General features: G+C 48.9%; 13 protein-coding genes. 2 read left to right on the forward strand and 11 right to left on the reverse strand.

The window, feature by feature from the left end; genetic code table 11:
* Window position 1 precedes the first annotated feature (1 nt).
* From IPN95_05525 to IPN95_05560, 8 genes are all read right to left on the reverse strand, one after another.
* The gene (locus IPN95_05525) at window positions 2-457 is read right to left on the reverse strand and encodes a FixH family protein (protein MBK9448862.1); all 456 of its coding nucleotides are present in this window, start codon (window positions 455-457) and stop codon (window positions 2-4) included.
* A 4-nt stretch (window positions 458-461) separates the two neighbouring features.
* Complete coding sequence (gene ccoG, locus IPN95_05530; protein MBK9448863.1) at window positions 462-1,850, reverse strand: cytochrome c oxidase accessory protein CcoG; 1,389 nt, start codon at window positions 1,848-1,850, stop codon at window positions 462-464.
* 101 nt (window positions 1,851-1,951) lie between these two features.
* A complete protein-coding gene (locus IPN95_05535; GenBank protein ID MBK9448864.1) occupies window positions 1,952-2,815 on the reverse strand; it encodes a c-type cytochrome in 864 nt (287 codons plus the stop codon).
* 10 nt (window positions 2,816-2,825) lie between these two features.
* A complete protein-coding gene (locus tag IPN95_05540) occupies window positions 2,826-3,026 on the reverse strand; it encodes a CcoQ/FixQ family Cbb3-type cytochrome c oxidase assembly chaperone (protein ID MBK9448865.1) in 201 nt (66 codons plus the stop codon).
* A gap of 10 nt (window positions 3,027-3,036) precedes the next feature.
* On the reverse strand, window positions 3,037-5,235 hold the full coding sequence (ccoN, locus tag IPN95_05545) for a cytochrome-c oxidase, cbb3-type subunit I (GenBank protein MBK9448866.1): 2,199 nt from the start codon (window positions 5,233-5,235) through the stop codon (window positions 3,037-3,039).
* Window positions 5,236-5,297: 62 nt separating this feature from the next.
* Window positions 5,298-5,519 carry a cbb3-type cytochrome oxidase assembly protein CcoS gene (gene ccoS, locus IPN95_05550; GenBank protein MBK9448867.1) on the reverse strand — a complete coding sequence of 74 codons (222 nt, stop codon included), beginning with the start codon at window positions 5,517-5,519 and terminating at the stop codon, window positions 5,298-5,300.
* A gap of 89 nt (window positions 5,520-5,608) precedes the next feature.
* On the reverse strand, window positions 5,609-8,038 hold the full coding sequence (locus tag IPN95_05555; GenBank protein ID MBK9448868.1) for a heavy metal translocating P-type ATPase metal-binding domain-containing protein: 2,430 nt from the start codon (window positions 8,036-8,038) through the stop codon (window positions 5,609-5,611).
* A 67-nt stretch (window positions 8,039-8,105) separates the two neighbouring features.
* Window positions 8,106-8,984: a universal stress protein gene (locus tag IPN95_05560; protein ID MBK9448869.1), complete on the reverse strand. Its 879-nt coding sequence runs from the start codon at window positions 8,982-8,984 to the stop codon at window positions 8,106-8,108.
* 167 nt (window positions 8,985-9,151) lie between these two features.
* On the opposite strand from IPN95_05560, the gene IPN95_05565 reads away from it, so the two are divergent.
* On the forward strand, window positions 9,152-9,340 hold the full coding sequence (locus IPN95_05565; protein MBK9448870.1) for a hypothetical protein: 189 nt from the start codon (window positions 9,152-9,154) through the stop codon (window positions 9,338-9,340).
* A 26-nt stretch (window positions 9,341-9,366) separates the two neighbouring features.
* On the opposite strand, the gene IPN95_05570 is transcribed toward IPN95_05565, so the two are convergent.
* The 3 genes from IPN95_05570 to mutY all read right to left on the reverse strand — a co-directional run bounded on the left by IPN95_05570 (window position 9,367) and on the right by mutY (window position 12,592).
* Window positions 9,367-9,969: a hypothetical protein gene (locus IPN95_05570; protein MBK9448871.1), complete on the reverse strand. Its 603-nt coding sequence runs from the start codon at window positions 9,967-9,969 to the stop codon at window positions 9,367-9,369.
* The gene (gene gldE, locus IPN95_05575) at window positions 9,966-11,327 is read right to left on the reverse strand and encodes a gliding motility-associated protein GldE (GenBank protein ID MBK9448872.1); all 1,362 of its coding nucleotides are present in this window, start codon (window positions 11,325-11,327) and stop codon (window positions 9,966-9,968) included. The genes IPN95_05570 and gldE overlap by 4 nt, the downstream gene beginning before the upstream one ends.
* Window positions 11,328-11,521: 194 nt before the next feature.
* Window positions 11,522-12,592: an A/G-specific adenine glycosylase gene (mutY, locus tag IPN95_05580; protein ID MBK9448873.1), complete on the reverse strand. Its 1,071-nt coding sequence runs from the start codon at window positions 12,590-12,592 to the stop codon at window positions 11,522-11,524.
* 297 nt (window positions 12,593-12,889) lie between these two features.
* Here mutY and IPN95_05585 point away from each other — a divergent pair, with 297 nt between their 5' ends.
* The gene (locus IPN95_05585) at window positions 12,890-13,192 is read left to right on the forward strand and encodes an integration host factor subunit beta (protein MBK9448874.1); all 303 of its coding nucleotides are present in this window, start codon (window positions 12,890-12,892) and stop codon (window positions 13,190-13,192) included.
* Window positions 13,193-13,198: the final 6 nt, after the last annotated feature.

Consider the following 13,198-nt stretch of genomic DNA (forward strand, 5'->3'; position numbering starts at 1 on the left):
ATCAGATTAGAATTTGTTCCTCATAATAGTACTCCGTTGCCTGCTCCGACCACTCGATTTGAATCTGCCAGAGCCCTTGGGCGCGCTCACGCATGCTCACCCATTGCATTCCCGACTCGTCGGTGAGCAAATCAATGCTGAAGTCCTTGGTTGGATCCGAGGGACGGAAAAAAGTCACTTTCCCTTTCAAGTTACCCTTGGAAAAATTGGGGAATGAAATTTCGAGGGCCTTGGTTGCCGCAAGCACCTTGATGACAGGCTTTTGCGCTGGTGAAATACCCCGAATAGACTTATCAATCTGTTCTTGATAAGCAATCTCCTTGGCGTAGTAATCGTCGGATATCAACGGCACATCATTGTTGATCATAATGGTCACGGCCGTGATGATTCCACCGATGAAGATTGCAAAGGCAGCGACAATTCCAATCGGCCACCATTCTCTTTTTTTCTTGCTCATGATCTTAAAACATTGGTCCACTAAAAGAAGTACTCAAGGTACGGATCACCTCACCCTTTTCAACAACATCGATTTCGAGATCGAAGCTCATTCCTTTGATTTCCTCTTTGGGAAGTTCCACCAAAACGTCACCTGTGGCGGCTTTTCCGCCTTCAAGTTCCAAATGCGGCGCTCCCAAAACCGTAATCTTGCCCTTTGAATCGTGCAAACGGAAGTCCAGATGGCGGTCCTCCTTGGATTTATTCACGACAGAGAGGCTGTAGAGATTGGTGATATTGCCTGAATTGGTTGTGGCATAAGTCTGACCGGGCGCTCTGAGAAGGGTCATTTTCAGGTTTCCAGAGGTCACCAAGAGTCCGATGAAGGATCCGATGAGAACTGTCAGGACACCCATATAAAGATAGGTGCGTGGTGTAAGCCTGAATTTGGTGTTGTTGACAATCTGATTGTGGGATGCGTATCTCACGAGCCCCTTGGGCTTGCCAATTTTGTCCATGACTTCGTCACAGGCATCGATACAGGCGGTACAGGCCACGCATTCCAATTGATTGCCATTGCGAATATCAATGCCGGTCGGGCAAACGGCAACGCAAAGTTTGCAGTCGATGCAATCTCCGGTCGTCGAAACTTCGCTATTTTTCTTTAGTTTCCCTCTCGGCTCGCCGCGTACATTGTCGTAGCTTACGGCCAAGGTATTTTGGTCAATCATGACACCTTGAAGACGACCGTAAGGGCACATGTAGATGCAGGCCTGCTCTCTGAAATAAGAGAATACAAAATAGAACACGCCGGTATTGATGAGCACAAATCCGAAAAGGAGAGGATGCTCCATCGGGGAATCACGAACATAACCCAAAACCGTATCCATCCCCAAAAAGAAGGCGATCACTGTATGGCTGACCCAAAATGCGATCAGAAGGAAAATGGTGTGTTTCAGAAGCCGCTTCCGAATCTTTTCCCCGTTCCAATCCTGGGCTTTCAGCTTCCGCTGCTTGGTATAATCACCTTCAATCCAATATTCGATGCGGCGATAGACCATTTCCAGGAATATGGTTTGTGGGCATGCCCATCCGCACCATATTCTTCCCAAGATGGCGGTAAAAAGGAAAATGAAAATGATAAAGGTGACGGCAAAGATGGCAAACAAAACAAAGTCTTGCGGCCAGAATGCAAAGCCAAAAATGATGAACTTGCGCTGAAGTACATCCAGCAAGAAGAAGGGTTCACCGTTGACTTTGATCCACGGAATGCCAAAAAAGATGATCAGTAATACAAAGCTGACGATCCGTCTAGCATTAAAAAACCGTCCACTCGGACGTTTGGGGAAGAACCCGACACGACGACCAGAGTTGTTTACATTGTAGAGCTGATCGCGAAATTCTGCAGATTCCATATAGACTAGATTTTTTCAAGAACGCTTCGATCAAATAAAATATTCGGAAGCAAAGGCGGCGATAAACTTCCCACCTTATGCTTCCGAAATTACGTGGCTTATTATTGCGGTTGTGTAACCGCGGTATCATTGGCAGCAGAATCTACTGCTACTTGAGCTGGTTCGGCACCTGCCACAACACCCTCAGGTGCACGTGGATTGGCGGGTTTGGAACCTTGCTTTGACAGAATATAGCTCGCAATTGCGAGACGCTCTTGGGAAGGGATCCGATCCTTCCAAGAAATCATCGATTTGCCCGGGACACCATTGGTGATTGTGGCATAAAGATTCTTGATTTCACCACCATGAAGCCAGAATTCGTCAGTGAGATTGGGGCCCGATTCTCCACCCATATCCTTACGGTGACAGGTCGCGCAATTCTCAACAAACACGGCCTCGGCGGCGGTCAATCGACCTGGATCTGTAACCAGAATCAACTGATCATCTGGCAATTCCACGCTCTTGTAAGTTTCAGCAGCAGTTGCCATTTCGAGCTCATATTCCTCTTTACTGGTCGGTCCCGTGCCAAGGAATTCATAGTGCACCATATAAACCACTGCGAAAATAATGGATCCGATAAAGATGAACCGCAACCATGCCGGCATGGGATTGTCCAACTCGCGAATACCATCGTATTCATGGTCGGTTTCAGGGTCAGGCGCATTTCGACCGACGATTCCGTCCCAAATATATTTGATGGACAGGTGGCTCGAATCTTTCACCGTCAAGACGGTGGCGATATAGCCGATGAGCAAGGCAATAATCACCAAGATGTAAATCAGAATCCTGATTTCACCCAAGAAACTCTCCTCCAGTCTCACCGGAGGTTTTTCGGCTGCGAAGAGCGAAACGGAAGCCAGCATGAAGAAGGCACCGCTCAATATTGCCCTGAAATGCCGCGAAAGAAATTGAACTATCGTTTTCATAATAGAGCTATCAAGGTTGAGTGGTGGCAGATGAATCATTGTCTTCCAGGTCAAGCGGCACTGCGGCCATATAGTTGGCATGCTGCTTGCGCATCAGGAGTACGTAGACGCCTAAACCGAGGAAGAAGATGAAGAAAATCAGCAAGGAGATCATCGGATAAATCTCTATCCCTGCAATACCTTCGAAAAAATGCTTGATGTAACGCATAATATCCTCCTGATTATTGTGGGTTTACTGCGGATGAATCAGCTGGTGCAGGCACTGCTGCGGGGGCGGCAGGAGCAGTTTCGGCAACCGGCGCAAGCACCACAGGTTTTACCTTGATGTCTTTGCCCAATCTTTGCAGGTAGGCAATCATGGCAATGATTTCCTTGGTCTCCGAGGTTTTGATCTTGGATTTCTCCAAGCTAGCCTGGATTTCCAGTGCCTGATTGTGCAGGACCGCGTCTGCATTGGCAATGAGGCTATCGCTGTAAGGCACTCCCATGGCCTGCATGGCTTTGAGCTTTGTAGCTGTCAAGCTGATGTCAAGCTCTTTTTCGCCCATATGTGCATAAGCCGGCATGATAGAACCCGGAGATACCGAACGCGGGTCAATCATGTGGCGATAATGCCAGTCATCTCCCCAACGGCCACCGACGCGGTGCAAATCCGGACCGGTACGCTTGGATCCCCATTGGAAAGGATGGTCATAAACATATTCGCCAGCCTTGGAATATTCGCCTTGGTAGCGCAACTCCTCGTTTCTGAAGGGACGTACCATTTGTGAGTGACAGAGGTAACAACCTTCACGGATGTAAAGGTCACGACCCTCCAATTCGAGCGGTGTATAAGGCTTTACACTCGCAATGGTCGGAACATTGCTCTTGACCAAGAATGTCGGGATCAATTCAATAAAAGTCCCCACGAGGAGCAAAAGCAAGGTCAAAACAAGCATCTGAACTGGCTTGCGCTCGATCCAGCGGTGCCAATAGGTATCGGAATGCGCTCCCTTGTCCAAGGCTGGCGCTTCAGCTTTCTCTTCTTTCAAGAATGTGCCAGACTTGATGGTTTTGATCAAGTTATAGACCATTAGCAATGCCCCGATGAGGTAGAGCAAACCTCCTAACGAACGCAGCATGTACATCGGTACAATTTGGGTCACGGTTTCCAAGAAATTGGGATGCTCCAAAAAGCCGTTGCCGTCAAATTGCTTCCACATCAAACCCTGCACGATACCTGCGATGTACATCGGCACGGCATAGACGACGATACCCATGGTTCCGATCCAGAAGTGGGCGGTGGCAAGTTTGGTGCTATGGAGTTTGGTATTCCAGAGTCTTGGTACGAGCCAATAGAGAATACCGAAGGTCATGAAGCCGTTCCAACCCAAGCCACCGACGTGCACGTGGGCAACAATCCAGTCGGTAAAGTGGGCAATGGCAGTGACGTTTTTCAAGGAGAGCATCGGCCCTTCGAATGTCGCCATGCCGTAGCAGGTCACTGCGACCACAAAAAACTTCAACACGGGCTCTTGACGCACTTTGTCCCAAGAACCGCGCAAGGTGAGCAAACCGTTGATCATACCACCCCAGCTTGGTGCGATAAGCATGATCGAAAATACGGTTCCCAGAGACTGGGCCCAGTCTGGAAGGGAGGTATAGAGCAAGTGGTGAGGACCCGCCCAGATATAAAGGAAAACCAATGACCAAAAGTGTACGATCGAAAGTTTATAGGAATAGACAGGACGACCCGCAGCCTTGGGCAAAAAGTAGTACATCAAACCCAAAATCGGTGTGGTAAGGAAGAATGCCACAGCATTGTGACCATACCACCATTGCACCAAGGCATCTTGAACGCCGGCATACATGGAGTAGCTTTTGGTCAGCGACACAGGGTACTCCATGGAGTTGACAATGTGCAATACTGCGATTGCAACCCAAGTTGCGACGTAGAACCAGATGGCCACATACAGGTGGCGCTCACGGCGCTTGATCATCGTCCCAAACATGTTGATGCCAAACACCACCCAGACCAAAGTGATCATGATGTCGATCGGCCACTCCAATTCAGCATATTCCTTTCCAGTCGTAAAACCGAGCGGCAAGGAAATCGCTGCACATAGAATGATGAATTGCCAACCCCAGAAGTGAATGTTGCTCAGCAAATCACTGAACATCCTCGCCTTGAGGAGGCGTTGGAGAGAATAATAAACACCCATGAACATCCCGTTGCCCACAAATGCAAAAATGATCGCATTGGTGTGCAAAGGCCGTAAACGGCCAAAAGAGGTGTACTCGATGCCCATATTCAGAGCAGGAAAGGCCAATTGTAAGGCCACTAGGAGTCCGACCAGCATCCCCACGATCCCAAAAATGACCGTGGCCATGCCGAATTTTCGGACAATCCCGTTGTCGTAATAAAATGTTTCTACCGCCATATTATTTGCGTTGAATTCAGGGTAAAATTCTCGTTGTCGCTCATCGAAATGGATGATGAATATCAGGCTTGCGGCTGACTTGGCTCAAGGTTTGTAGGTGCGGCATCTGTCAGAGTTGGCGTCTTTTGGTCTTTTTGTTGCAATTCGCCAGGCTCAAACAACATTCTCACCGATGGGGTGTAGGTATCGTCGTACTGACCGGAGCGGATGGACCAAAGGAAACCCACCAAGAAAACCAATGCCATCGCGATGCTGCAGCCGATTAATAAATAGAAGATGGTCATAATGGGGAATTGAGAATTGAGAATTGAGAATGGAAAATGGAAAATGGAGAAACGAAGTTCGGCGAAGCCAATTAGCAGCATTGCAATTGCTACTTGTTACTTGTGAGCTTCTTCCTTGCCAACAAGGAAACGCCTGCGGTGGTGAATAGCACCACACTCACGGAACTCAGCGGCATCAAGATGGCTGCCACGAGCGGGGAGAGATGGCCCGAGACTGCAAATGCAATTCCGACCGCATTGTAGGAGAAGGAGACCAAGAAGCTGTATTTCACCAGTTTCAATGCGCCTTTTGCGACCTCCAGAAAGGCTGGGAGGTTGTGGATCGACTTCGCAGCCAAAATTGCATCGCTTGCAGGTGTGAATGCAGCCAAGTCGTCGGTGATGGCAATGCCGACATCTGCCTGTTTCAAGGCGCCTGCATCATTCAAACCGTCTCCGACCATGGCCACCTTTTGGCCTTCTGCTTGCATTGACCTGATAAACTCCAGTTTCGCAGCAGGATCCTGCCTAAACATGAGCGTAGCGCCATCGGGCATGATCCCGCGCATCTGCGCCTCAGCACCGGGATGATCCCCTGAAAGGAGCCCCAACCGCATCCCAGCACCCAATTCCTTCAAAACTTCCGAGATTCCAGGTCTCAAATCATTCGAAAGTTCAAACCTACCCTTGAGATCTCCGCCAATTTCAACAAATACACCGCCGTTGCGTTCGTCTGAAATTTGAAGAAAGCTTGCCGATCCCACGCGAATCTCAGTGCCCATTGCTGTGCCGGAGATTCCTTTGCCCTTTTCCTCTTCAAAATCCTCCACTTCCAACAGCTGATCCTCTGGAAAATGGGCATACAATCTTCGACTGAGCGGATGTATCGATCCTGCCAAAACAGAACGCACCATGTTCTGCTCGACGGTCGTCAAGGTTTTCCCGGTATAACTTACGACAGCTTCCCCGACGGAGGTCAATGTTCCTGTTTTGTCAAAAATCATCGCCTCGGCCTCTGCAAGCGATTCTACAACTGCCGGCCCTTTCAAATAAAAACCCCTTCGACCAAAAACACGCAAGACGTGTCCCAATGTAAAAGGTGTTGACAAGGCCAAGGCGCATGGACAGGCAACAATCAGCACGGAGCTGACCACGGTCCAAATCATGCTGCTGTCGACGATGGCCCAGAAAATAGCTGCCACGGCCGCGATCACCAACACTACCGGGGTAAATCGTTGTCCAATCCGGTCACTTTGCTGCGTGATCTCGGCCGTCCGCTTTTTCCGGAATGCCTCGTGGTTCCAGAGTTTGGTGAGGTAACCTTGAGACACTTCCCGTTCGAGCACCAGTTTAATCGGCCCTGCCGTCTGTCTTCCTCCCGCGTAGATGCGCTCACCTGATCGCACGGGCACAGGTTCACTTTCGCCCGTGACGAAACTATAGTCGATTTCGCCCTCTCCGTGCAGCAAAAAGCCATCCGCAGGAATCAATTCGCCATTACGAATCGTGATTTGGTCGCCCTGCTTCAATTCAGAAACGGGAACCATCACGTCCTTGGTACCCATCAACTTATTTACCGAAATGGGAAAATAGCTGCGGTAATCGCGCTCGAAGCTGAGCATATGGTAGGTCTGCCGTTGATAAGCCTTCCCTATCAGCAGGAAAAAAAGCAATCCGGCGAGTGAGTCAAAGTATCCTGACCCAGTGTTCAGGATTACATCGAGCGAGGATCGAACGAAAAGCATGACAATCCCGATGGCTATCGGGACGTCCATGTTGATCATGCGGTGCTTGAGGCCCGACCATGCTGATTTGAAATAACTTCTTGCACTGAATGTCACCACCGGAATGGACAAACCCATGCTGAGCCATCGAAACAAATTGCTCAAGGTTGGATCGTCCAGGCTCAGGTATTCGGGAAAACTCAAAAGCATGATATTGCCAAAACAAAATCCTGCGACGCCCAACTCATACCAAAGCACCCTTCCACTGCGATCCTTCTTTCCTGATTTCCCTTCTTCTGCATCTGCCAGAGAAAGTGCAGGAGGATACCCCAATGCATCCAACAATGTGGCCACCTTTTCAAGTGTCACCTGATTGGGATCGTAGCTGAGGGAAACCTCTCTCCTGGGAAAATCGACTTCGGAGCGCAAAATTCCGGGTTGAATCTTGTACAACTGTTCCAGCAGCCAAATGCAGGCTGCACAGTGCATTGTGGGTAATTTGAGGGTCGCTTTCGCAACCTTCGCGTCTTGATACTCCAGCAATTTTGAAGCTTGAACAGGATCTGCGAGCCAGGCATATTTACCTTCATTTCCCTCCGGGCGTTGGCCAGGATGACTTTGAAGCTGATAATAGTCGGCCAAATGATGGCTGCTCAGGAGGCCATACACCGTATAGCACCCTGAGCAACAAAATGATTTTTCGCCATCATTGATTGGACTTCTACCTACATCAGCACCACAGTGGAAACAATTTTCCATTTTGGGCGCTGAAGGGCTCGCGCTGCTTTTTTCCGCTTTGATTTGGGCAATACTCATGCCTGTGCCACATTGCGTGGACGATTGTAAACAAACCTTGGACTTGACAAAAGGCCTTCCCCCCTACTCAGAAGGGAGCATTCGCATGATAGAAGTAAGACGCCTTGGACTCACGCTCGGGGTGCAAACTCAAAACAGGAACTGGACTGTACTGCAGCACTTCTTCGGTGATGCTTCCCAAAATCCAACCCGAAATGCCTTGACGACCATGGGTTTCCATCCAAATCATGTCATGATTGCCTTCCTTGGCATAAGCGAGGATGGCATCGCTGATGATCCCGCCGACGCGCACTGCCGATTGGACATTCTTGATTCCTTGTTCGTGCAAGGCAGCCGTTTGTTTGTTGAGATAAGCTTTGAGGCCCTCAACATCCTTCTCGGAGGCCGCAATCGTCACGAGCTCGACGACAGGGTTGTAGGCATCATGGTACACCTGCAACAGGTGGCGCAATTCCTTGATACCAAATTCTGGATCGACAGCGATCAGCAGTTTGCCAAATGAATCGTCCGCAGGTTGGCGCGTCACGGTCACGACAGGAATCCGTGCGCTACGCACAACCTTGTTTACATTGGAACCGATCATGCCGGTTTCGATGGCATGGCTACCCCATGTACCCATCACAATCATTTCAGCATCAATCTCTTCGCTAGCACGAAGGATTTCCTTGTAAGGCTTGCCTTCCATCACCATTCGTGAAACAGGAACGGCATCGGTATGATGTTGCGCGACCAACTTGTCGAGCATTTTCATGCTGTAAGTCCGCTTTTTTTCAGCCAAATCACCATCTGCAAAAAACTCGGCGATGGGTGCTATCGCTTCGATGACATGCAACAAAACCATCTCTGCCTTGTGCATCTTGGCGAATTTCAATGCCACCTCAATGGCTGCTTCGCTGCTAGGAGTGAAATCCACCGAAACCAGTATCTTTTTTTGTCTCTTTTCCATTGTGCTTTGATATAAACCGATGTACAACATTCGCAATTGATTTCCGCGGCATGAGTGACTTCTGCCATGATAAATACTGACTTTTATCATGCTATCGGTGGCGGGCGCCACAAAAGTGCTCTAGAACGGCAAAATCAACTGATCTACATTCTGAACCTGTAAGCCCAATGTACAAATTTTTCAGACTTGATTTTGAAAACGCTCCCTGGGAAATTGAATGTTCCAAACACCCCTCTGAAAACGGTGAAGCAGCAAATCTTTCGTTGAGAATATGCCTCGCTGTGCTGTTTCATCAACAAGATAAAAATGCAGGGTGTCTCAAGGGACATCAATCCATGAAAGAAGGTAAACACTGAAGTAGAGGCAATTTGTCAGGAATGGACTATTTCCAAACGATGGATTCAGCCATATGCTTCAAATCCTCCTTCATGAAATCGATGACTGGTGCGAGCGAATCGTTGCGCACCGCAGTATCAAAATAGAACGACGCCATGACAAGGTGCACGGAGTCGCTGTAAAACACTTGTGCCGGAACGCCGACGGTTCCAAACAATTCGTACATCACCCCGCTGCCGTTCTTTCCTTGCAAAGGGTTTTCCTTGATCTGTTGCACCTTTTGTATGTGCTTGAATACGAGCTTGCGGTATTCTTCAAAATGGTCCACGACCGTCTTTCCTGATCCCGGAACGTAGCGATAGGTTACGTGCCAGCGACATTCGAAGTCCTTGAAATACAGGTCCATCCAGCAACTGTCGGCCTTCTGCCGCTCGATTTGGCCGATTTGGGGGTATTCAAAAGTGAATGGACAGACTTGGTTTTCAAATTTCTGGTAGGAATGTTCCGGCAAATCGATGCGCGGCCAGCCTTTGGGTCGTGGAAACGGGTCATTGGCTTGGCTACATGCTCCCAAAATCAATACCATGATTGCCGTAGCAAAGCCGATTCCCATCCAGACACGGATGCGCTTGATTCCCAAATTGCTCATTCTACTTCGTTTTCAATATCATCACCATCAGAAAGCGGGACCAGAACCAGACGGAGACGCTTGATGCGGTTTTGCTCCACGGACTCAACGGTAAAATGGAACTGCGCATGCTCAATTTCGTCTCCCTGATCCGGAATCTTACGGTGAAGTTCCAAGATCAAGCCTGCGAGCGTATCCGCTGTTCCCCTGACATCGTCTAGCACGTTTTCAGGAAGCTCCAACGTTGCGATCAAATCATCCAGCGGGATCTTCCCATCCAGAATGTATTCCGTTTCACTCACCTTGGACAAAACCACCTCTACATCATCAAATTCGTCGGCAATGTCTCCGAAGATCTCCTCTACTATATCCTCCAAGGTAACAAGTCCAGAAGTCCCTCCAAATTCATCGACGACAATCGCGATATGCAATCGCCTGGTTTTGAAGTCATCGAGCAATGAATCGATCTTTTTGGTCTCCGGGATAAAATAGGCAGGCCTTATCAAAGTTTTCCAGTCAACCGTTGGGCGATCTTCTTTGAGCAGCGGAATCAAATCCTTGACATACAGCGTCCCCGTAACGTTGTCAAGATTCCCTTCAAACACCGGCATTCGCGAATACCCTTGCAGATTGACGAGTTCCAAGAGCTCCTCCAAACTGCTCGTCTCCTCGATGGCGACCATGTCGACCCTGGAACGCATGATTGATTTCACCATCGTATTCCCGAAATCGACGATTCCTTTCAGAATCTCCTTTTCTTCATCGGGAGATTCCTCCTCACTTGTGAGATCGATGGCATGTTTGATATCCTCAAAAGATGCCGCTCCGCCATGCGTTTTGATCCTGCGTTCCCAAAAATTGGTCGTGGAAACAAGCAAGGTGGCAACAGGACTCAGGATAAAGCGGAAGAAGGCAATCGGGTACGCCAACAGATTCACCAATTGTACCCGACGTTGGCTTGCATAGATTTTTGGGGTGATTTCGCCAAAAAGCAGGATCATGAACGAAATGAAAACCACATCCAGCGGATAGACCACCCACGGCAACCAAGGCTTGTCTGCCCATGCCGTATGGTCAAACAGGTCTTGAATTTCCATCACCGCCACGAAAATGAATCCGACATTGACCAGGTTGCCAAAAACCAAGATCGTTGCGAGCAACCGTCGCGGCTTTTGCAACAAGCGCCAAACCAATCCATTGGCTTCTTTATAGTCGCCGAGTTCATTTTGCGGAAGGGAGAAAAAAGCAACTTCAGCCATCGCGGCCAAACCAGAAAGCACCATGAGGAGCAACATCAGCACCAGCATCGGCCACTCATTGCTGAAATAGAGCGATAAGTTGGAAACGACAGGGACTGTACTATTGGGGTCAGTATCCACGTTGGCACTCGGTTGGTTGGGCGGAATCGTTCATCTTAGGTCACCTTGAAAATGTGCACATATATAAGGTGTCCTTCTCGCTTGGATTCTCAGCCTCAAAAGGTAGTTGCTGCACACCAAAGGCTGGACTCGCGGGCGACTTCCAACATAAGGTGACCTGAACAAACTGATTTCGAGCATCTAAATCCAATTGACTATCCTTTGGGAAAATAAACATTCCGGCTCAAATATCGCTCGAAAATTTTTAATACTGCCCTTGAAAAGGCATAATCCCCGATCTCTGCCAATGGGATCTCCCTTAGCCCTCCTTCGGTTGACGCATCAAACACGTCAGGAAGCGCATCTCCGGCAAAAACGGTAATCATCATATCGAGGTGCGTAAAAACATGCTTGAAGGTGCCCAACGTATGGTACCCTTCGGATTGAGCCTTCCCTGCATCGGCCTCGGCAACCTCTAGATTTGGAATCTCCCAGAGGTTGGGCCATAGACCATGGGGCGGCCTTCGTTGCACAAAAAGGCACCCGCGGTCGACGCCGACCAAATAAAAATGTTGCCAAACGGTCTTGCGTTGGAGCTTTTTGGACTTTACCGGCAGTTCTGAAACGATTCCGCGGGCCTTGGCCTCGCAGTGCAATGACAGCGGACAAAGATCACATGCTGGATTTCGGGGTGTGCAAACCGTCGCGCCAAGATCCATCATGCCCTGATTGAATTTCCCGGGCAACTGCGGATCTGCCTGTTGCAGGGTGGCCTCTTCGATCCAAGCATCCAAACGGGCTTGAAACGCATTTCGCGTTGCAGGGAGGTCAATCGGAGAATAGTCAGCAAGATACCTGCTCAAAACCCTGAAAACATTTCCGTCCAATACGCCCGTGACATTGTCAAAGGCAAGTGAACCGATGGCTCGAGCGGTGTAGGGTCCGATTCCTTTCAATTTGAGCAAGTCCCGAAAATCACCCGGGAAAACGCCTGCATGGTCGTTTACAATGATTTTGGCCGTATGGTGCAAGTTCCTTGCACGCGAATAGTAGCCGAGCCCCTCCCAATACTTCATCAAAGTATCGGTATCGGCGGCAGCAAGATCCTCGACGGTTGGAAACCGCTCGACAAACCTCAAATAATAACCAAGCCCTTGATCGACGCGGGTTTGTTGGAGGATCACCTCGCTCAGCCATATTTTATAAGGATCTCGGGTACGCCTCCAGGGCAAATCTCGGGCCTCACGCGCATACCATTGTAGTAGGGAAATCGAAGGATTTAGCATCAGGCCACGAAGTTCTAGAAATTCTGCCGATCGTCGTGCTCCAATTGCGTGAACATGACTTAATTTCAATCCGGGAGGTGGAGGAGAGGCGAGAATCGGTCCTGAATTCAACAAAATCTCAAATTATCTTTGAGAAAGGCTGAAATCAGGGTCTTAAATCGAAAAAAATATTTTCTACTTTCTCCAAAACCACTAACTTTGCAGTCCAATCTTTTTCCCATAGCCTAAAGGCTGTAAACGAGGGACTTAGATGGAGTAATTGGTAATGTTGGTTCAAAAATTTAAATTGTAGAGACAGTGACGAAAGCCGAAGTTATCACAGAGATCGCCAATAAGACAGGTGTTGACAAAGGAGACGTGTCCACCACTATTGAAGCATTCTTCAAGGTCGTAAAGGGTTCGCTTGCCGAAAACGAAAACGTCTATTTCAGGAACTTTGGTTCGTTTGTGGTGAAGAGACGCGCACAAAAAGTCGCACGTATCATCTCCAAAAACAAGTCCATGGTGATTCCGGAGCACAACATTCCGGCATTTAAGCCTGCGAAGACTTTTGTTTCCAAAGTGAAGGATTCCAGCGCCAAGAAAGCTGTTAAAGCCTAAGGGGCG

It is taken from the genome of Bacteroidota bacterium (assembly GCA_016718825.1).
Taxonomy (GTDB): Bacteria; Bacteroidota; Bacteroidia; order J057; family JADKCL01; genus JADKCL01.

Excerpts from the sequence above, each read along its gene's own strand:
- mutY (MBK9448873.1), bottom strand. The coding sequence starts at position 12,592 with ATGCTAAATCCTTCGATTTCCCTACTACAATGGTATGCGCGTGAGGCC.
- IPN95_05560 (MBK9448869.1), bottom strand. The coding sequence starts at position 8,984 with ATGGAAAAGAGACAAAAAAAGATACTGGTTTCGGTGGATTTCACTCCT.
- IPN95_05525 (MBK9448862.1), bottom strand. The coding sequence starts at position 457 with ATGAGCAAGAAAAAAAGAGAATGGTGGCCGATTGGAATTGTCGCTGCC.
- ccoS (MBK9448867.1), bottom strand. The coding sequence starts at position 5,519 with ATGACCATCTTCTATTTATTAATCGGCTGCAGCATCGCGATGGCATTG.
- IPN95_05565 (MBK9448870.1), top strand. The coding sequence starts at position 9,152 with ATGTACAAATTTTTCAGACTTGATTTTGAAAACGCTCCCTGGGAAATT.
- IPN95_05570 (MBK9448871.1), bottom strand. The coding sequence starts at position 9,969 with ATGAGCAATTTGGGAATCAAGCGCATCCGTGTCTGGATGGGAATCGGC.
- ccoG (MBK9448863.1), bottom strand. The coding sequence starts at position 1,850 with ATGGAATCTGCAGAATTTCGCGATCAGCTCTACAATGTAAACAACTCT.
- ccoN (MBK9448866.1), bottom strand. The coding sequence starts at position 5,235 with ATGGCGGTAGAAACATTTTATTACGACAACGGGATTGTCCGAAAATTC.
- IPN95_05555 (MBK9448868.1), bottom strand. The coding sequence starts at position 8,038 with ATGAGTATTGCCCAAATCAAAGCGGAAAAAAGCAGCGCGAGCCCTTCA.
- IPN95_05535 (MBK9448864.1), bottom strand. The coding sequence starts at position 2,815 with ATGAAAACGATAGTTCAATTTCTTTCGCGGCATTTCAGGGCAATATTG.